Below are 19,017 nucleotides of genomic sequence, written 5' to 3'. Positions count from 1 at the left end.
CGAGCGGGCCAGGATGCCGGGCACGCTATGATGTCGAGCCATTAATAGTCTAAAAACGTGAGCCAACTCGCGGCTCCTTCCACTCTGTCGAACGTGCCATGATGTCGGACAAGCCAGCATGCCGGGTCATGCCACCCTTCAGTGTTCAGAGCCGGCAGCGGGCGCCCTTGCCAGATTCAATTTCTGCAACAGACTGTCGAGCAAAGAGGCAGGCAACTCGGCACTGACCGGCAGATACCACCAGTTTTCCAGCGCAAATCCCCGACACTTGACCGCGTCTTTTTCGGTCATCAGCAGCGCCCGCTCGCCGAAGCGGGCGAGCAATTCATCCCGCTCAAACGCTTGATGATCCGCATAACCGACGCTCTGCTGAAGCTCATAACCAAGACTGGTCAGAGTGGCGAAGAAGCGGGGGGGATGGCCTATACCGGCCAGGGCATCCACAACGCGGGGCAAGGGCCCGCTGGCGGGCACGTCATCGCGCACCCGGCGCGGCACATCGGCCACCAGCCGCATGGGATACTCCCCTCTGGCTGGCGTACCGCCGTTGCAGAGGATGGCATCCACCCGTTTAAGCCGGGTCACGGGTTCGCGCAGCGGCCCCATGGGTAGCAGGCAGGCGTTACCAAAACGGCGTACCCCGTCCACCACCACCAGTTCGATGTCGCGTGCCAGTCCATAGTGCTGCAGGCCGTCATCTGTGATGATGATGTCCACCTCGCCACCTTGTTCCAGCAGACGCACCGCATCGGCCCGCTTCGGTGCTACCACCACGGGACAGCCACAGCGACGGGCGATGAGCACGGGCTCATCACCCGCCTGCGCCGTGCTGCTGTTGGCATCGAGCCGGTAGGGATAATAGGGCGCCTTGCCACCATAGCCGCGACTCACCACCCCGGGCCTGAACCCGCGGGCTTGCAGCTGTTCCACCAGCCAGACCACGACCGGGGTCTTGCCGTTGCCGCCCACCGAGATATTGCCCACGACGATCACCGGCAGCCTGGCCCGATAGGCCTTGAACCAGCCACGCCGATAGGCGACGCGACGGGCACCGCTGATAATGGCAAACAGCAGGGCAACAGGGGCCAGCAACCAGCGCCAGCGGCTCTGGCCATACCAGAGTTGCTGCAGCATTAGCCCTTGTTACCCGCAGCAACGTTACCAAACTGGATGGCGCGCAGCTGGGCATAAGTGCCCTGGTTGGCCATCAGGACTGCATGGTTGCCACGTTCGACAATATGACCCTCGTCGATCACCAGGATCTCGTCCGCCTTCTCTATGGTGGAGAGGCGGTGAGCGATCACCAGCGAGGTGCGCGCCTTGCACAGCTCGTCGATGGCAGCCTGGATGTGACGCTCGGACTCGGTATCGAGCGCCGAGGTCGCCTCATCCAGCAGCAACACGGGGGCATCGCGCAGCAGGGCACGGGCAATGGCAATACGCTGACGCTGACCACCGGACAGTGACGCTCCGTTCTCACCGACCACGGTCTCGTAACCCAGCGTCATCTTGCTGACGAACTCGTCGGCATGGGCAATACGGGCCGCCTGCTGGATCTCTTCCAGGCTGTAACGCTCTTCCGCCGCATAGGCGATGTTGCTGGCGACCGTGTCGTTGAACAGGTGCACGTGCTGGGAGACCAGAGCGTACTGTTTGCGCAGCTCGCTCAGGCGGTACTCGCGAATATTGACACCATCCAGCAGGATCTCGCCCTGCTCTACGTCGTAGAAACGGGTCAACAGGCTGGCGATGGTGCTCTTGCCAGAGCCGGAGCGCCCCACCAGGGCCACGGACTTACCCGCTTCCACCTTGAAGCTGACGTTGTTCAGCGCTGGCATGTCCTTGGTCGGGTAGGTAAAGGTGACGTTGCGAAACTCGATCTCGCCACGGGCGCGATCCAGGGTACGGGTACCGGTATCCTCTTCCGGGGAGGTGTCGAGCAGACCGAACAGGCTCTGACAGGCAGTGATACCGCGCTGGAACTGGTTGTTCACGTCGGTCAGACTTTTGAGTGGCTTGAGCAGCATCATCATGGAGGTGACCATGACGGTGAAGGTACCCGCAGTCAGGGTCGCCTTGACCGAATCTATGGTGGCCACGTAGAGGAACACGGCCAGGGCAATGGAGGCCACCATCTGCACGATGGGGCTGCCGATGGCATCGGCGGCGACCATCTTCATGGTCTGCTGGCGCATGCGGTTGCTGACGCAGAAGAAGCGTTTCTCTTCGACCTGCTGGCCACCGAACATCAGCACCTCTTTGTGACCCTTGAGCATCTGCTCGGTCGAGGTGGTGATGTCACCCACCGCCTGCTGGATGTGGCGGCTTATCTTGCGAAAACGACGGCTGATGAGGCCAATCAGAATGCCCACCAAAGGGCCCACCACCAGGAAGATCACCGACAACTGCCAGGAGTGCCAGAACATAAGACCGAGCAGACCGACCACGGTTGCCCCTTCCCGCACCAGCGAGACCAGCGTTGAACTGGCGGCAGAGGAGACCTGGCTGGCGTCATAGGTCACCTTGGCCAGCAGGTTGCCGGTGTTCTGGCGGTCGAAGAAGCTCATGGGCATGGCCATCAGGTGGCGGAACACCTGCTGTTGCAGTCGCATCACAACATGGTTGCCGACCCAGGCCATGCAATAGTTGGATAGGAAGGTAGCGCAGCCACGCAGGGCAACGATGCCGAGCACGAAGAAAGGCATCCATTTCAATACGTTACTATCATTGCCATTGAGGCCCTGATCGATCAGTGGCTTGATGGAGTAGACGAAGGTGGTATCCACAGCGGCATAGCCCAGCATCCCTATGATGCCGCCGACCAGACCCAGCTTGCGATCCCGGACATAACCGAGCAGACGCTTGAAAATGGGCCAGCTGTCTTGTGAGGTTTCTTGTTGCATGAATAGCCGTTAATAAGGGAAATGACGGGGTATTCTAGCCAAAGCTTGGGCATCCACCAAGCACCGCCATCTCGAGAGCCAGAGTCATAACGGGAAATGACGGATTAATGCCCTCGCCAACACTTGCGCATCCACCCAGCATCGCCATCTTGACAGCCAACACCCGGTTCCATACAGAGGGAGATGATGGATTATTTCCTGACCGGCTTCGGGTCAGCGGCCCCTCGCTGCTGCGGGTCCGGGCGGGACATGGCAGAGGGTGACGTGGGCCAGCCCACGGGACGCCACCAGGCGCCGCCCCGGCGATACCAGGGACCATGGTCGCGCTCGGCGCGAATGCCAAGTCCGTCAGCCAGAGGTTCAACCAGGATGGCGCCATCCAGCCCTGTGACCCACTGACTGGCCTGCCGATACCGGGCCACCACCTCGGGACGGGGAAAGCCCCACTGATTAATAAATCCTGCGCTATGCACCACATAGCGGGCATTCACCGCCGTGACGAAAGCCGGGGTGGACGAGGTCCGGCTGCCATGATGAGGGCTCACCAGCAGAGTACTGGCCAGCTCGCCCCGATCCAGTGCCAGCAGACGGCGTTCAGCCTCCTGCTCTATGTCCGCGCTGAGCAGGATGCGCCGGTTGCCGTCGCTTATCTGCAACACGCAGCCATCGTTGTTGTGGCCACGCCCCGGCTGCTCGGGCCAGAGCACGACAAAATCGAGCCCCTGCCAGCGCCACCGCTGGCCACGACGGCACAAGGTGGTGATCTTGCCAAACTCGAACGAGGAGAGCTCATGACGCACCGGTAGCGCCCGCAATATCGCCCGGCGGTTGCCGGCATGATCCCTGTCCTTGTGGCTGATGATGAGATAATCCAGCACCTGCACATCGAGCCGGTTGAGCACCGGCAGGATAGCGGCATCCGCCATGTTGTAGCCACCGGGATAACGATCCCCGGTATCGTAGAGGATACCGCGCTCCCCTCGGGTGATCAGCACAGACAAGCCCTGCCCCACATCCAGCACCCGCATTTGCCAGCGCACTGGCGTGGGCCAGGCAGCGAGCAAAAGGGCCGCGACCACAGGAATAAGTAGCGGGCGAGCCCCCGGCACATGCCAGGCGCCCCAGAGCAGGGTCAGCAGGGCGCTCACCGGCATCACCCAGCCCGGCACCGGCCACCAGAGCTGCCACTGACTGGCCAGTTGCGTGAGCACCCACAACACCCACTGCAACCCCAGATCCGCCAGCCAGAACAAGCCGTGGGCCAGCCAGCCCCAGAGTGGCGCCAGCAGGACGCCGATCAGCGCCAGCGGAATGATCCCGATGCAAAACAGCGGCAACGCCAGCAGGTTGAGCAGGAGCGCCAGCGGCGCTATCCCCTCGAACAACGCCAGTTGCAGCGGCAGCAAGCCGATCAGCAGCAAGCCTTGCAGCCGCACCAGACCAGGTTTGGCCTCCATATAACCCGCCGCCAGTAGCAGGGCTACCGCCATAAACGAGAGCCAGAAGCCGGCCGAGTAGAGGGCAAAGGGATCCCACAACACCAGCACCACAAAGGCCCACAACCAGATGCGATAAGCGGGCCACTCTCGCCGGCGCCAGCGCAGCAGGCTCCACACCAGCACCATGATGAGGGCCCGCTCCGTGGCCACCGCAAATCCCGCCAACCAGCTGTAGACAGCGGCAAACAACAGGGCGACCAGTATGGCCCCGCGTAACCCGAACAGCCGCCCCAACCACCAGCCCAGCACAGCCACCAGCGCGATGTGCTGGCCCGAGATGGCGATAATATGGGTCAGTCCGCTGCCGCGAAACAGCGTCCACTGCTCATCCGTGATACCGCTCTGCTCGCCAAAGGTGAGTGCCGACAACAGGGGAGCATGGGTAAGCCCCTGCCAACTGGCGGCGGCCTCAGCCAGCCAGCGCTCTCGCAAGCCCGGCGCGGCGGCTTGCGTCTCGATGATGCGGCGCAGGTTACCGGTGGCGGTGATCCCCTTGCCCAGCAACAGACGCCGTCCATCCATTCCCGCCTCGTTGGCCAGCCCATGGGCCGGTTTAAGAGAGACCACCAGCGTCATCCGGCTGCCCGCCGGCAGCGCGGGCAGGGCCTGGTAGGCGTTGATCCTGACCAGCGGCTCAGGGGTCAGCGCCTGGCCATCAAGGGATGCCACCCGCAGCAGCAGCCGGACAAATTTATCGCCCTCGGGCTCTGCACTTTGCAAGCGTGCGGTTATGATATGGCTCACCTGCGCCTCCAGCTGATCCAGCCAGGCGAGCCGGTACTGCAAACTGACCTGCATCCAGAGGATGCCGAGCAGCAGAAACAGCAGACGCCAGCAACGATAACAGGCGAGGGGGAGCGCGATCAGCAGCATCAGCCCCCCCCATTCCCATGAAGGTAACCATGGCCAGAGTAACGAGGAGCTTGCCCCCAGGGCAAACGACAACAAGCGCAGATCCATGGTGCAAGTATTTAGCAAGGTTTCAATATGCCCAAACGACTCATAAAACGCTGGATGCCTGATCAAGAGAGACTCAAGGAACACAAGCACTTACGGCTGTTCGGCAAGTTGCTGCTCGATGCCAACCTGTGGCATCTCAACCGGCGATCCGCCGCTGGCGCGTTCGCGGTCGGCCTCTTCATGGCCTGGATCCCCCTCCCCTGCCAGATGTTGCTGGCGGCCGGTGGTGCCATCGTCTGTCGGGTCAATCTGCCCCTCTCCGTCGCCCTGGTCTGGCTCTCCAACCCCATTACCATGCCGCCCCTGTTTTACTGCGCCTACCTGACTGGTTGTCAGTTGCTGGGCCAGCCTTCCCAGCACATCAATATCGAGTTCACCCTGGCCTGGTTGGTGTCGGTATTCGAGACCCTGGCCCCGCCCTTGCTGCTGGGTTCACTGGTGCTCGCCTTGCTGAGTTCGCTGATAGGCTATGCCCTGATCCGCACCTTCTGGCGCATCAGCACGGTACGCCAATGGCAAAAGCGCAAGGAAGCGCGGACATGCTGAGCCCGTGGTTTGCCCGTTTCAAGATAGATCCGGACACGTTACGCCAACAGAAGTGGTTCGCCCTGTTTGGTGACCGCCTGCTGGCACCCGCACTCTGGCAGGGGGGAACACGGGCCCTGAGTGGTGCCGTGGCAGCTGGCCTCTTTGCCTGCTGGATCCCGGTCCCCATGCATTCGCTGATCGCCGTTGCTCTGGCGTTGGCCTTCAGCTTCAACCTGCCGCTAGCCCTGCTGGCAGTCTGGTTCAACAATCCGGTGACGCTCCCTTTCATGTATTTCTATGCCTACCGCACCGGCTGCCTGGTGCTGCACAAGACGCCGGAGCCGTTTCATCTCACCTGGTCCCTGCACTGGCTGGAACACGAGGCCATGACCCTGGTTCCTCCCTTCCTGCTCGGCAGCCTCTTGCTGGCGGTGCTGACCGCCGCCAGCGGCGCCGCCCTCACCCTGCTGCTGATGCAACTGGCCAAGCTGGCGCGCGCACGCTGACCGACCCCAGGTCAGGAGGACCCCTCTTGTCCTGACAAGGGGTCTCCTCATGTCCCTCTCCCTTGCCCGTCATGGCCAATCGCCACACCCTCATCACCGGGCGACCGGCCCGGGCAAAACCGTCACCCTGCAGGTACTGGTGTTCTTGTTCAATGAGGCTGACCTGCTGTTCAACGATACCGATGAGGTGCGCACAGCAGGAACGAAAAAACCCGCCAGGGATCCTGACGGGCTTTTACTCTGAGTGCATCCATCTCCGAGTAATGACGGCTCGCTTACAGCACCTTGACGATGGCCTCGCACAGAGGATCGATGTTGGCGCGGGTAATACCGGCCACGCTGATCCGGCCGGAGCCCACGATGTAGATAGCAAACTCGCTCTTGAGGCGCTCAACCTGATCTTTGGAGAGACCGGAGAAGGAGAACATACCGTTCTGCTCGCGGATAAAGCTGAAATCCTGGCTCACGCCGAGGGCAGCCAGCTTCTCTACCAGCAGCTCGCGCATCTCGCGAATACGCACCCGCATGGCCGCCACCTCTTCCACCCACTCGGCATAAAGGGCCGGGTCACTGACGATGGTGGTCACTACGGCAGCGCCGTGTGACGGCGGGTTGGAGTAGTTGGCACGGATGACAGTCTTGACCTGGGTGAAGGCCACGTCGGCAATTGCCTTGGTCGCACTGACCAGGGTAAAGGCGCCGACCCGCTCGTTGTAAAGGCCGAAGTTCTTGGAAAAAGAGCTCGCCACCAGCAGCTCGTTGTGGCACTCGGCGAAGATGCGCAGACCCTCGGCATCCTCTTCAATACCTCGGGCAAAGCCCTGATAGGCAAAGTCAAACAACGGCAGCCAGCCAGCAGCAGCACTCTGCTTGGCCAGGGCGCGCCACTGCTCGGCAGTGGGGTCGATACCGGTCGGGTTGTGGCAGCAGCCGTGCAGCAGCACCAGCTCACCTGGCTGCACTTCGGAAAGCGAGGCCTGCATGGCGGCAAAATCGAGCCCCTTGGTCGCGGCGTCGTAGTACTTGTACCACTTCACGGTCAAACCGGCGGCCTGGAACACGCTCACGTGGTTGGCCCAGGTGGGATCGGAGATCCAGATGGTCTTGGCCAGACCGTTGCGCACCACGAACTCAGCGGCAATGCGCAGGGCACCGGTACCACCCGGCGCCTGGGCCGTCTTGGCACGACCGCTGGCGATCAAGGCGGAGTCCTGCCCGAACAGCAGTTGCTGCACGATGCGGCCGTATTCGATATTGCCTTCAATACCGAGGTAGTTCTTGGTCTTCTCGTCGGTGAGCAGCTGCTGCTCGGCTTGCTTGACGCAGTGAAGGATAGGGGTGGCACCGGTCTCATCCTTGTAGATCCCGACCCCCAGATTGATCTTGTGGCTGCGAGAGTCAGCGCGGAAGGCTTCGGTCAGGCCCAGGATCGGATCCGCTGGGGCGGCAACAACCTTTTCAAACATGGTATTCCCTGTATTCCGTTGAGTTCGTTGGGTGGCAAAGCGGCTTGTTAAACAAAAGCGCTCATCTGGCGAGCGCTTCGTCAACTCTTTATATCATCGTGCTTCATGGGGGAAAACCGCTTTCTCACCAACATCTGCGGCAATATCAACCGACCGCATGCCACTCTGACGCCAGTGCGCACACCTCGGCGGACAAACCACCATTGGACTCAACCAAGCCGCTACAAGCTGCTAACAAAGGCTTGGGGATCCGGCTCGGTTCCCAGGGGCGACCATCACCCAACGGCTGGGCATAGGCCGACACTATGGGGGAAAAAGCAGTTGGCAACCACCAGCTGGCCGGACGGCCCAACCGCTGGGCCAGCGTCAGTGTCCGATCCACCCCGGCAGGATCGAAGGAGGTAAGGTGGCTCCACTGCACATTCGGCGGCAGGGCGGCCACTACCTGTTGCAAAGCAACTTGCGCCGCCATGGGCGCCCATACCAGCAAAGTGCCGGGATCAAGGGGCAGCTCGGCAAAGGCGCCGACGCTGTCGGTGGTGATCACCCGCTCGATGTTTCCCTCTCCCCAGAGGATCTTGCCAAGACCCGCCAGGGTTCGCTCAGGCAGGGCCACCTCGCCGAGTGCCTGCAGCCAGGGCGCCGCATCGATCAGGGTACCACCGCAGAAGAACAGGCTGAAGGGCTGCGGCGCACGCAAGCGCAACAGCTGATCGGCGCAGAGCCCAATGCCCTTGTCCTCGAAATCGATCTGCTCGTTTGGGCTGAACGTTGCCCCTGATTTGCGATAGAGCGCCGCCAGCACCCGTTCGTTGACCTGCTCGCCCAACTGCCAGCCCTGAGCGTGCAACCACTCCTCGGGCTCGGGGGGAGCGGTGGCGATCTCGGCCAGCATCAGCTCGCGGGTCAGATAGCGCCGACCGGCAGGGGTCAGCTCATAGCTGTGATTGCCAAGGGCGAGCAGCAACTGGTTGTCCTTGAGCAGGCCCACCAGCGGCAGATACTGGCGAGCCCGGATCACCAGGGGGGAGTGATCCAGTAGCTGGCGGGCCAGTTCCCGCCAATGCGGGTGACTGAAGTCAATCAAGCGTCATCCTCCCCTGTTTGTCGAACGTCCTTCAACGAGTTGAATAATCTAGCGATTCACTGGCAAAGAGCCAAGGACAAAAAAGAGACAACGTGAGCTGGCGCAGCATCAACGCGAGGAAAAAATACAGAGCAATAGAAGAGAAAAGAGGCGGGGATAGATAAAACAAAACGGCCAAGCAAGCTTGGCCGTTTATCAACTAAATCAGCACTAGGGCTAGATTAGAAGTTGTATTGCAGGGCAACAGTCCACTCGTCGTCCAGATTGTCGATACCCTGGATTTTGTACTCGGTGTACGCCTTCAGCTTGGAAGTGAAGTTGTACTGAACACCCAGCAGGAATTCATCAACCTGGTCTTGGTACTCTGCGCCAGCAGCGCTGGAGTTAACCTTGACTTCTTTGAAGTTGTAGCCAGCCAGCAGGGTCCAGGCATCAACGTTGTAAGAAGCGGCCAGCTCGTAACCACGGCCCTTGTCTTTGTCACCACCAGTGGAGCTGTCATAGCTCAGGTCGCCGCGGGTGAAAGCACCGGCGAAGTAGAAACCGTTGATGGCGTAGTGTGCGCCCAGTGCCCACTCTTCCTTGTCACCGGTATGGTTGTTTGAGGTGCTTTCCAGGTCGGAATAGGAATAACCAGCGTTCAGACCCAGACCGAAGTCGAAGTCATAGCCAGCAGCAGCGGCATAACCGTAGTTACGCTTAACATCCGGACCATAAATGGCAACTTCTTTGATGCCCTGACCCATGTCAGTCACTTTGACGGCTTTGTCATCATTGGTCTGATAGGAGAGCTTGCCCTTGAAACCACCAATGGCGTTGGAGTAGATGATCTGGCCTTCTTGACGACCGTCGTAGAAGTTACCTACGCTACCCCATTCATTGAAGATATCGGTCGCTTCCAGCACGTCGTAGAACGCGGTATCAGTCTGACCGAAGATGATCTTGCCGTACTGGGTACCGTCGAAGCCAACATAGATATGACGGGAGTCAAACTTGTTGTCGGAGTTTTCAGCAGAAACTTGCCACTCGGTCTTGGCGATACCGGACCAGGTGTTGTTCAGAGCAACTTTACCGGACCAGCCCAGACGGGAGGAACCAATCAGCTCACCATCAACGTTTTTGTAGCCAGAAGCGTCATCAGCATCAGCTTTGTTGTGCTCACCGTAGTAGTTAGCCTGAACACGGCCGTATATGTCAAAAGTGGTACCGTCTTTGTCATAGATCACTGCAGCGTTAGCGGCAGATGCAAACAGAGCCGGGATAGCAATAGCCAGAATTGTCTTTTTCATAGTTTCCAATGCCTACTGTAATTAAACACTAAGTTGTTGTTATTCCCTGTGTTAGCGATGTTCTTTGCATCACTATGCGATCGAGACTAGCACCGGGTTTTCCAATCCGCAATGAAAAAACTTGGAACTTTTTACGAAAAGCATGGTCATAGCGGAAAATTTGTGACCTGAATCGCACATTGTTTGCACCTTTTGGGAAAACGTTTACAGCGATAATGGCTGGCTTTAGTGGCCCATTCTGGTGAATTATCGCTCAGTAACGAGGACTCGCCTTATAGATAGAAGAAGATGTCTGATCTGTGCGTTGCACCATGCCTCGACCCGGGTTGGCAGTTACGGGTATCCTGTCCTTCTTCACCCCCCGCAACGGTCTTTTCTTTCATGCTGTCTACCCGCCTCAAAGCCGCCATTCGCAATACCTATCGTCAAATCGCCGATGGGTTACCCGGTTTTGTGCCGCGCAAAGAGCAGAATTTTCTGGTGGCGGAGATCGCCAAGACCCTGACAGGGGAATATGACAAGCAGCGTCGCATCCTGGTGGCGGAGGCAGGCACAGGCATCGGCAAATCCCTCTCCTATGCCCAAGGCGCCATCCCGGTGGCGCGCCTGACCCAGAAGAAGCTGGTGATCTCCACCGCTACCGTCGCCTTGCAAGAACAGCTGATCCACAAGGACCTGCCCTTTTATCACCGCCACAGCGAGCTGCCGTTTCGTTTCATGCTGGTCAAGGGGCGTCAGCGCTACTGCTGCGAACATCTGCTGGAGCAGGCCGCCAATGGCGCCGAGATGGCTAACTTCGAGTTCAACTTCGAGGCGCTGAGCAAGCACAAGCCGTCAGATTCTGACAAGGAGCGTTATCAAGCGCTGTGGCAAGCCTATACGGACGGGAAATGGGATGGCGACCGGGACAACTGGCCCAAGCCCATCCCGGATCTGTGCTGGGATCGCATCGCTGCCGACCGCCACACCTGCAACAAGGCGCTGAGCCATCATCAGCACTGCCCCTTCCACCGCGCCCGCAACGACATGGATGCAGCCGATGTGCTGGTGGTGAACCATGCCCTGTTGCTCTCCGATCTCACCATGGGCGGAGGCATCATATTACCGCCCCCCGATGAGTGTCTCTATGTGCTGGACGAGGCTCATCACCTGCCCACCATAGCCCGGGATCACGGCGCCGCCTCGGCCAGCGTCAAAGGCTCCCGTCGCTGGTTGGAGAAGCTGGTACAGAGTGCCGGCAAGCTGGCCAGGACGCTAAACAAGGACAGCCTGCTTGATCCGCAATTGAAGCTGCAGGATGCGCTGGCTTCCCTGCAACCGGATCTGAAAGCGCTTGAGCAGTGGCTCGGCGCCAACGACCGGCTGTTCAATGGTGAGGCACACTATCGATTCGCCGAAGGGGTGCTGCCAGACCCCCTGCCCATGCTGGCGGAAAACCTGAAAGAGGCGAGCAAGAAGGCGCTGCGGGCACTGGACAGGATGCAGGGCGCCATCGGCGAGGCGTTGAAGGATGGCGAGATCCGGCGCAAGGAGGCCGAGCCCCTGCTAGCGGAAAGCGGTTTTCACCTGCAGCGGCTGGAGAGTTTCTGTGCCCTGTGGGAGATGCTGGGACGCCATGTACCCGAGGGCAAGACCCCGCTCGCCCGCTGGATGGCCAAAAGCGACGATGGCGACATCTGGTTGCACGCCTCCCCCATCGAAGTCGGGTATCTGCTGGAGGAGTGGCTCTGGTCCAGGTGTCTGGGCGCCGTGCTGGTGTCGGCCACCCTCACAGCCCTCTCTTCGTTCAGCTATTTTCGCCACCAAGTCGGGCTGAAAGAGCACGACGGCACCCGCTATCTGCGTTTGCGCTCCCCGTTTGACTACCAGAAAGCCGAACTCTATCTGCCCAGAATGGAGCATGAGCCCAGCTCCCCCGCCTTCACCCAGGAGCTCATCAGTGCCCTGCCCCGCCTGCTGGCAGGCAAGGAGGCGAGCCTGGTGCTCTTCTCCTCCTACCGGCAGATGAACGAGGTAGCGGTGGGACTGCGAGCCAAGGGGCTCTCCTTGCTGGTGCAGGGAGAGGCCTCCCGCAATGCCCTGCTCACCCTGCACAAGCAAAAGTGCGACGGCGGCCAGGCCAGCATTCTGTTCGGCACCGGCAGCTTCTCGGAGGGGCTGGACTTGCCTGGCCACTACCTCACCAACCTGGTGATCACCAAGCTGCCTTTTGCGGTGCCCAACTCGCCGGTGGAAGAGGCCACCGCCGAGTGGGTCGAAAAACGGGGCGGCAATCCCTTCCTGCAGCTGACGGTGCCGGAGGCTTCCCGCAAGCTCATTCAGGCCTGCGGCCGTCTCATTCGCAAGGAGGCGGACAGGGGCCGGGTCACCATACTCGACCGGCGTCTGCTGACCAAACGCTACGGCAAGGGGCTGCTCGATGCGCTGCCGCCATTCAGCCGCCGGATTGAATAAGGTCTTGCCCCCTGCGGGAGAAGATCCGGCTGGCCCACACCCCTTTTGATACCCAGAAAACGGTGGGTTGTCGGGCCAATACCTGGCGTCATAAACGCCTATTGCTGCCCTTGGGCAAACCTGTAAAAATGAGCCCCTGTTTTTCAGTGGGCACTCGCCTGACTGTTCAAGGAGATGAAATGAAACTGACTGTTCTGGTGCCGGCTCTGGCTGGTCTGTTGTGGGCAGGTAGCGCCCTGGCCGATGCCCAATTGGAAGTCACCAACCCCTATGTCGTCCAGCTGATCGATGGTCAGCCCATCAATCCCAAGCTGCTCGACAAGTCCAGCACCTACCCCATCAAGGCGGGTGATCATCAGCTGGTCGTCGCCTTCGAAGGCAATTACTCCAGCCGCAGCGACATCAAGCTGGTGACCGCCGAGCCGCTGGTGATCAACTTCACCGCCGCCGACAATCAGAAACTGGTGCTGGATTACAAGAAGCCACGCAACGAAACCGAAGCAATACAGTTCGTCAAGGATCAAAAAGTGGTCCTGAAAGACAAGAGCAGCGGCCAAATCGTGGCCAGCGAGCAGTTCGTGCTGCCGAAAGTCGAAGGCTTCCAACTGACCCGTGACTACCAGCAAGAGCTGCTGGGTATGGGCAAGGCCTTCAACCAGCCGACCACGGTCGCCGTCTCCAGCGCCGCCGTCATGGCCGCCGCCAGCGCGCCGGTTCAGGTTGCCCCGAACAAGGCTCAGAGCAACCCGGAAGCCCTGACCCAGCTGCAGAGCTGGTACAACAAAGCCGATACAGAAACCCGCAAAGCGTTCCAGATCTGGGTCATCCAGCAGCAGTAAAGGCGCAGTGAATGCCATCGTGTGCAAGAAGGGGAGCCTGGCTCCCCTTCTTCATATCCGCCGAGTGAGGCGGCGCGCACGCGCCTTGGCTGAAGCCATTGTCCTGGCCCCATCAAGCAAGAGGCAACCCCGGGGTCGCCTCTTGCTTTATGGGGCCTTACTCTTCTCTTGGTTCGACTTGGCTTGCCTCGTCCGGATGGCTCGACACCACCCGGTAACGCTGCGCCAGTCGACACCGGAGTAACGGCTTGATATCTACTTTTGACGCTTTCGGGCGTACTTGCGGCGGGCACGAGCCTGACGCTCATCTTCACGTTCGGCCTTCTCCTTGGCCTTCTGCGCCGCATCCTCTTCGGCCGCCACTATCTCGGCGCTCACCATCTCCGGGGTTTCCAGTGAGATGCGCCCCAGCATGCCGGAGCGGAACTCGTTCACCAGGATCTCGGACGCCTTGTGCAGGTCGGCCAGGCCCCCTTTGCGCATGAAGGCGCGCTGGCGGGCGATCAACTCCAGCAGCTCGATCTCGGTTTCCGGCAGCTCGGCTATCTGGTAGCGGGCCTTGACGCGCTCCGGATAGGCCTTGATGAAGTAATCGGCGGCAAACATGGCGATGTCGGCATAGTCAAATACCGTGTCCTTGATGGCTGCGGTGATCGCCAGCCGATAACCACAGGAGGGCGGGTTGAGCTTGGGCCACAAAAAGCCAGGGGTATCGGTCAGGACGACGTTGTTATCGAGCTTGATCCGCTGCTGGGACTTGGTCACCCCCGCCTCGTTGCCTGTCCGGGCTATGATGCGCCCCGCCAGGGTATTGATCAGGGTGGATTTGCCCACGTTGGGAATGCCCATGATCATGGCCCGCACGCCGCGCAGCTCCAGATTGCGCTCCGGCAGCATCTCGTGGCACAGGGTCAGCAGCTGCTTGATCTTTTCCGGCTCCTGCTGGGTCAGCGGCAGGGCCTTGATCCCCTTCTCTTTTTCCATGTGGGCCACCCACAGCGCCGTGATCTCGGGGTCGGCGAGATCGGCCTTGTTCAGCACCTTGATAACAGGGGTATCGCCACGCAGCTCGGGCACCAGTGGGTTTTCGCTGGAGAAGGGGATGCGGGCATCGAGCATCTCTATGATGACATCGACCTGTGGCATGACCTCGGCAATCTCTTTGCGGGCCTTGTGCATGTGGCCGGGGAACCAGTTGATGGACATATCCGTTACTCTCTGTAGGGGCTGCGGGCGCTGGCTTGCTATGGAACGAGCGGCGGGCAATGGCGGACGTCAGGCGTCGCAAGGGGGCGTATTTTACCTGCTGATGCCCGGATTTGACAGGTCATTCTAGCCCCATGAACGTAAACCCCCAACGCGCGAGCGCCCCTTGCCACCAGCACAAGCCCGCGTTTCATTCGACTGGTCTTTGCAGATAACTGATTGATACAACATAACATCCAAGCCTTGTCTTCACCGGATTGTCATCGATAACCACTAAAAGTGTCATCTGATCCCTTTAGGCTTCGCTCAGGTTTTACAAGGAGCAAACCCCAATGAGAAAAATGGCAGGACTTGCATTGATGATCGGCGCCGCCCTGGCCGCCGGCTGCAACTCCAACAACGACAGCGACACCCCAGAGTCCGGCGCCAAAAACGTCATCTTCTTCCTCGGTGACGGCATGGGCCTCAACACCCTGACCGCGGCCCGCATCTATGGCGTAGGAGAAGAGGGCAGTCTTACCATGGATACCCTGCCGGAGACGGCCTTCATCAAGACCTTCTCCCACGACTCCCAAGTCACCGACTCGGCCCCCTCCATGGCGGCCTACATGACCGGGGTCAAGAGCAACAACGGTGTCATCAGCATGGATGGCGATGCCACCTATGAGAGCGACTGCAGCAAGAGCGCCGGTAAGCCGGTCACCACACTGCTGGAGCTGGCCAAGGCCGATGGCCGCGGTACCGGCGTGGTGACCAGCACCCGGGTCACCCACGCCACCCCGGCCGCCACCTATGCGCACATCTGCAACCGGGATCTGGAAAATGGCATCGCCGTCCAGCTGGTGCCGGGCGGCGTCGGTTACAACGGCACCCTGAAAGAGGGGCTGGATGTGGTGCTCGGTGGCGGCAGCAGCTTCTTCCTGCCCTTGGCCGACAAGGGCAAGCGGGAGGATGGCCGCAACCTTATCAGCGAGATGCAGGCCAAGGGCTACCAGTTCGCCAGCAATCTGGACGAGCTGAACAAGGCCGAGGCGGGCAAACCGCTGCTGGGGCTGTTTGGTGCAAGCCATATGAAATATGACCTGGACCGCCCCGCCAGCGAGCCGTCGCTAGCCCAGATGACCCTGGCTGCCATCAAGCAGCTCAAGGATAAAGAGAAGGGCTACTTCCTGATGGTGGAAGGGGGACGTATCGATCACGCCCTGCACGACACCAACGCCAAACGCGCCCTGCAAGATACCCTCGCCTTCGACAACGCCATCAAGGCCGCCATCGACGAGGTAAAAAAGAGCGATCCCGAGCTGAAAAACACCCTGATAGTGGTCACCGCCGACCATGACCATACCCTGGTGCTCAACGGCTATGCCAAACGCACCGGCAAGACCACGGCTGACAATCCGGGCGTGCTCGGGCTGGTGAGGAACTACGAGACCGGCGAACCGAGCAAGGATAGCGATGGCATGCCCTACACCATCATCGGCTTTGGCAACGGCTACAACCGGGTGGATGGCCCGCGCAGCAACGTCGCCGCGCTGGATGACGCCACTGTCTCCGCCAACGACTATCACCAGGAGGTGGTGGTCAAGGTGGGCGAGCTAGGCAACGAGACCCATGGCGGCACCGACGTCTTCCTCGGCGCCATCGGCCAGGGAGCGGACAGCTTCCACGGCTCACTCGATAACACCGCCGTCTTTGGCAAGGTCAAGGCTGCAGCCGGGCTGTAAGGAGCATTACCATGAAAAGCACCACCCCATACCACAAAACCCTCGTCTGCACCGCCCTGCTCACCGCCCTCGGCTCCTTTGCCCAGGCCCAGGCCAGCGATGCCAAAAACGTCATCCTGTTTATCGGTGATGGCATGGGCCCCACTGTGCTCACCGCCACTCGTCTGTTCAAGGTGGGCGAAGAGGGCAACCTGGAGATGATGAAGCTGCCACGCAGCGCCCGCATCAAGACCTTCTCCAACGATGCCCAGACCACGGATTCGGCCCCCTCCATGGCGGCCTACACCACGGGCGTCAAAATGAACAACGAGGTGATCGCCATGAGCAGCGACACCAAGGCCGTCGCTCCGGGCAAGGATGCCAACGGCAACAAGGGCATCAACAACTGCACCAGCGACAACGGCTCGCCTGTGCCCAGCATACTGGAGCTGGCCAAAGCGGCGGGCAAGTCGGTCGGCGCCGTCACCACCACGGAGCTGACCCACGCCACCCCGGCTGCGACTTACGCCCATATCTGCCACCGGGATGCCGCCTATGCCATCGCTGCGCAGGCGGTGCCGGGCGGGGCTGGCTTCAACGCCGCGCTCGGGGACGGGGTGGACGTGCTGATGGGGGGCGGTGCCAATCACTGGACCCCCTACAGCGCCAGCAACAAGGGCGGCCGTGCCGATGGCCGGGATCTCACCGCCGAGCTGACCGCACAGGGGTACAGCTATGTCACCACCCAGAGCGATCTGGCCAAGATCAGCAGTGGCAAGCTGCTCGGCCTGTTCAGTCCTAAGTCCCACCTCGACTACGAGCTGGACCGCGTCGCCAAGGGGGCGGCCAATACCCAGCCATCCCTCTCCGAGATGACCGCCAAGGCGATCGATCTCTTGAGCCAGAACAGCCAGGGCTACTTCTTGATGGTGGAAGGGGGGCGCATAGACCACGCCCTGCACGGCACCAATGCCAAGCGTTCCCTCACGGATGCGGTAGCGCTGGATGACGCGGTCAAAACGGCGCTGGGCAAGGTGGACTTGAGCGATACCCTGATCGTGGTCACCGCCGACCACGACCACACCATGACCATCAACGGCTACTCCGCCAAGGGCAACAAGGTGCTGGATCTGGTCAAGAACGCCGACGGCTCGACCCAGAACGACGTGGATGGCAAACCCTTCACCACCCTGGTGTTCGGTAACGGTCCCAACCGCCCGGCGGTGCGTCCTACCCTCACCAGCGATGAGGTGATGAGCGACGACTACCTGCAGGAGACCGGCGTCAAGCTGGGCTCCGAGACCCACGGCGGCGGCGATGTGATGCTGTTCGCAGACGGCGCCGGCAGCAGCCGTTTCAAGGGCACGCTCGACAATACCCGCGTGTTCGGCAAACTGCGGGAGGCGCTCGGCCTGTAAGCTGCAGGGGCCCGGATGTCTGAACCCGGGCCCCTGCTCTTTCGAGCGATCAAGCATGATGATGCGATTGTTACTTCCGTTATGGCTGCTTGGCAGCGCCCTCTCCTTTCAGGCTCAGGCCGGGGAGGCCCCCGATCTGGCCGCCCGGATCAGCTATCACGACAGGGTCACCAGCAGCGATGGCATTGCCAGGGAAAACAGCTGGCAAGAGAAGTGGATGCGGGTCGGCAACCAGGTGTGGAGCCAGCGGCTCATCCCGTTGCCCTTGGCACGCGCCTATCACGCCACCCACGATGCCACCCCGGGCCACAAACACTTCACCCATCAGATGGCCGCGCGCTGGGTCAGCCGCAGTGAGGAGGGTGAGCTGCAACTGCGCTACGCCGACAGCTGGCACAATCAGCTGGTGGAGGTGCCGGTGGAAGAGTATGGCCAGGTGGCATTCAAACCCGATTGGGAGCGGATCCGCTACCTCATCAACCCGGCCCTGCTGCAAGGGATGACGCCCCTTGATGAGGCTGCCCCCGAACAGGCGCGCTGGTATGAAGGGCGCGAGGGCAAGCAGCGCACCCGTATCCTCTGGTCGAGCCGTTGGCAGTTGCCGCTGGTGGTGGAGTCGGCAAGCCTTGACGGCTATCGCAGCTACCGGATGACGGTGACCCTCAAGACCTTGCCAAAACAGCTGCCCTGGCAGCAGCTGGAGGGCTACCAGACCCTGGATCTGAGGGATTTCTTCGATTGACGCGCCACCCTGAATGGAGTGAGCAGACTGGCAGTGACGGGATGTTACACTGTGCACTCATTTCCTGATCCGGCCTCCTGTGCTGCTGCCTGCTCTTTCCGGCCATTCAGGCCCATGCCGTTGTGGTCATCCCTCCTTATGTCATCCGCACCTATCAGGGTGCCCCGAGCGGCATGGCTGTATAGGTGCAGGAGGACGCCACCCGCTGCCTCAAGGAGCCGCTGACAATCGAGCGAATGCCGCTGGCCCGCAACCGCATTCAGGACGATTATCAGGCCCCCTGACAACCCTATCAGGATAATTGCCAAAGCAGTCCAGAATGGTTATGGTATCCCCATGAAAGCGTTCATGATTTTTCCAAGCCAGCTCACACCCCGTTGAGCCCCCGCCCTCGCCCCTGACAGCGAGTCGTTCGGG

General features: G+C 60.7%; 15 protein-coding genes and 1 pseudogene. 9 read left to right on the top strand and 7 right to left on the bottom strand.

Going from position 1 to position 19,017, the window contains the following annotated elements:
* Positions 1-138: 138 nt before the first annotated feature.
* From lpxK to BN1129_RS11155, 3 genes are all read right to left on the bottom strand, one after another.
* Entirely contained in the window at positions 139-1,134 is a 996-nt protein-coding gene (gene lpxK / locus BN1129_RS11165) for a tetraacyldisaccharide 4'-kinase (protein ID WP_042036531.1), read from the bottom strand.
* Positions 1,134-2,903 (bottom strand): lipid A ABC transporter ATP-binding protein/permease MsbA, encoded by a 1,770-nt coding sequence (gene msbA, locus BN1129_RS11160; RefSeq protein ID WP_042036529.1) that lies wholly within the window; start codon positions 2,901-2,903, stop codon positions 1,134-1,136. Before msbA ends, lpxK begins: the two co-directional genes overlap by 1 nt.
* Before the next feature lie 191 nt (positions 2,904-3,094).
* Positions 3,095-5,362, bottom strand: coding sequence for a DNA internalization-related competence protein ComEC/Rec2 (locus BN1129_RS11155; protein WP_084204633.1), 2,268 nt, complete (start codon positions 5,360-5,362; stop codon positions 3,095-3,097).
* Between the two features lie 27 nt (positions 5,363-5,389).
* On the opposite strand from BN1129_RS11155, the gene BN1129_RS11150 reads away from it, so the two are divergent.
* Genes BN1129_RS11150 through BN1129_RS11140 form a run of 3 tightly spaced genes read left to right on the top strand, consistent with a single transcriptional unit; the run spans position 5,390 to position 6,640 of the window.
* Positions 5,390-5,908, top strand: coding sequence for a DUF2062 domain-containing protein (locus BN1129_RS11150; RefSeq protein ID WP_042036528.1), 519 nt, complete (start codon positions 5,390-5,392; stop codon positions 5,906-5,908).
* Entirely contained in the window at positions 5,902-6,396 is a 495-nt protein-coding gene (locus tag BN1129_RS11145; RefSeq protein WP_042036526.1) for a DUF2062 domain-containing protein, read from the top strand. Before BN1129_RS11150 ends, BN1129_RS11145 begins: the two co-directional genes overlap by 7 nt.
* A gap of 49 nt (positions 6,397-6,445) precedes the next feature.
* Complete coding sequence (locus tag BN1129_RS11140; RefSeq protein ID WP_042036523.1) at positions 6,446-6,640, top strand: hypothetical protein; 195 nt, start codon at positions 6,446-6,448, stop codon at positions 6,638-6,640.
* Positions 6,641-6,671: 31 nt separating this feature from the next.
* On the opposite strand, the gene BN1129_RS11135 is transcribed toward BN1129_RS11140, so the two are convergent.
* From BN1129_RS11135 to BN1129_RS11125, 3 genes are all read right to left on the bottom strand, one after another.
* Positions 6,672-7,862 (bottom strand): amino acid aminotransferase, encoded by a 1,191-nt coding sequence (locus tag BN1129_RS11135; RefSeq protein WP_042036522.1) that lies wholly within the window; start codon positions 7,860-7,862, stop codon positions 6,672-6,674.
* A 145-nt stretch (positions 7,863-8,007) separates the two neighbouring features.
* Complete coding sequence (locus BN1129_RS11130) at positions 8,008-8,949, bottom strand: hypothetical protein (RefSeq protein ID WP_042036520.1); 942 nt, start codon at positions 8,947-8,949, stop codon at positions 8,008-8,010.
* 221 nt (positions 8,950-9,170) lie between these two features.
* Entirely contained in the window at positions 9,171-10,238 is a 1,068-nt protein-coding gene (locus tag BN1129_RS11125; RefSeq protein WP_042036518.1) for a porin, read from the bottom strand.
* 381 nt (positions 10,239-10,619) lie between these two features.
* On the opposite strand from BN1129_RS11125, the gene dinG reads away from it, so the two are divergent.
* Positions 10,620-12,692 carry an ATP-dependent DNA helicase DinG gene (gene dinG / locus BN1129_RS11120; RefSeq protein WP_042036516.1) on the top strand — a complete coding sequence of 691 codons (2,073 nt, stop codon included), beginning with the start codon at positions 10,620-10,622 and terminating at the stop codon, positions 12,690-12,692.
* A 179-nt stretch (positions 12,693-12,871) separates the two neighbouring features.
* Complete coding sequence (locus BN1129_RS11115) at positions 12,872-13,531, top strand: YccT family protein (protein WP_042036514.1); 660 nt, start codon at positions 12,872-12,874, stop codon at positions 13,529-13,531.
* A gap of 255 nt (positions 13,532-13,786) precedes the next feature.
* Here BN1129_RS11115 and ylqF read toward each other — a convergent pair whose 3' ends face one another.
* Complete coding sequence (gene ylqF / locus BN1129_RS11110; protein WP_042036513.1) at positions 13,787-14,737, bottom strand: ribosome biogenesis GTPase YlqF; 951 nt, start codon at positions 14,735-14,737, stop codon at positions 13,787-13,789.
* 332 nt (positions 14,738-15,069) lie between these two features.
* Here ylqF and BN1129_RS11105 point away from each other — a divergent pair, with 332 nt between their 5' ends.
* From BN1129_RS11105 to BN1129_RS22505, 4 genes and pseudogenes are all read left to right on the top strand, one after another.
* Positions 15,070-16,461, top strand: a complete 1,392-nt coding sequence (locus BN1129_RS11105; protein WP_042036511.1) for an alkaline phosphatase — start codon at positions 15,070-15,072, stop codon at positions 16,459-16,461.
* An 11-nt stretch (positions 16,462-16,472) separates the two neighbouring features.
* Positions 16,473-17,858, top strand: coding sequence for an alkaline phosphatase (locus BN1129_RS11100; protein ID WP_042036510.1), 1,386 nt, complete (start codon positions 16,473-16,475; stop codon positions 17,856-17,858).
* Positions 17,859-17,916: 58 nt separating this feature from the next.
* Positions 17,917-18,600 carry a hypothetical protein gene (locus BN1129_RS11095; protein WP_042036631.1) on the top strand — a complete coding sequence of 228 codons (684 nt, stop codon included), beginning with the start codon at positions 17,917-17,919 and terminating at the stop codon, positions 18,598-18,600.
* Between the two features lie 77 nt (positions 18,601-18,677).
* Positions 18,678-18,851 (top strand): annotated as a pseudogene (locus BN1129_RS22505) (ABC transporter substrate-binding protein); the annotation flags it as partial.
* Positions 18,852-19,017: the final 166 nt, after the last annotated feature.

The sequence above is a fragment of the Aeromonas popoffii genome, assembly GCF_000820025.1.
GTDB classification, from domain to species: Bacteria; Pseudomonadota; Gammaproteobacteria; order Enterobacterales; family Aeromonadaceae; genus Aeromonas; species Aeromonas popoffii.
Note: the sequence above shows the minus strand (reverse complement) of the source record. Positions and strands in the feature narration are given on the sequence as shown.

Excerpts from the sequence above, each read along its gene's own strand:
- lpxK (WP_042036531.1), bottom strand. The coding sequence starts at position 1,134 with ATGCTGCAGCAACTCTGGTATGGCCAGAGCCGCTGGCGCTGGTTGCTG.
- msbA (WP_042036529.1), bottom strand. The coding sequence starts at position 2,903 with ATGCAACAAGAAACCTCACAAGACAGCTGGCCCATTTTCAAGCGTCTG.
- BN1129_RS11155 (WP_084204633.1), bottom strand. The coding sequence starts at position 5,362 with ATGGATCTGCGCTTGTTGTCGTTTGCCCTGGGGGCAAGCTCCTCGTTA.
- BN1129_RS11150 (WP_042036528.1), top strand. The coding sequence starts at position 5,390 with ATGCCCAAACGACTCATAAAACGCTGGATGCCTGATCAAGAGAGACTC.
- BN1129_RS11145 (WP_042036526.1), top strand. The coding sequence starts at position 5,902 with ATGCTGAGCCCGTGGTTTGCCCGTTTCAAGATAGATCCGGACACGTTA.
- BN1129_RS11140 (WP_042036523.1), top strand. The coding sequence starts at position 6,446 with ATGTCCCTCTCCCTTGCCCGTCATGGCCAATCGCCACACCCTCATCAC.
- BN1129_RS11135 (WP_042036522.1), bottom strand. The coding sequence starts at position 7,862 with ATGTTTGAAAAGGTTGTTGCCGCCCCAGCGGATCCGATCCTGGGCCTG.
- BN1129_RS11125 (WP_042036518.1), bottom strand. The coding sequence starts at position 10,238 with ATGAAAAAGACAATTCTGGCTATTGCTATCCCGGCTCTGTTTGCATCT.
- dinG (WP_042036516.1), top strand. The coding sequence starts at position 10,620 with ATGCTGTCTACCCGCCTCAAAGCCGCCATTCGCAATACCTATCGTCAA.
- BN1129_RS11115 (WP_042036514.1), top strand. The coding sequence starts at position 12,872 with ATGAAACTGACTGTTCTGGTGCCGGCTCTGGCTGGTCTGTTGTGGGCA.
- ylqF (WP_042036513.1), bottom strand. The coding sequence starts at position 14,737 with ATGTCCATCAACTGGTTCCCCGGCCACATGCACAAGGCCCGCAAAGAG.
- BN1129_RS11105 (WP_042036511.1), top strand. The coding sequence starts at position 15,070 with ATGAGAAAAATGGCAGGACTTGCATTGATGATCGGCGCCGCCCTGGCC.
- BN1129_RS11100 (WP_042036510.1), top strand. The coding sequence starts at position 16,473 with ATGAAAAGCACCACCCCATACCACAAAACCCTCGTCTGCACCGCCCTG.
- BN1129_RS11095 (WP_042036631.1), top strand. The coding sequence starts at position 17,917 with ATGATGCGATTGTTACTTCCGTTATGGCTGCTTGGCAGCGCCCTCTCC.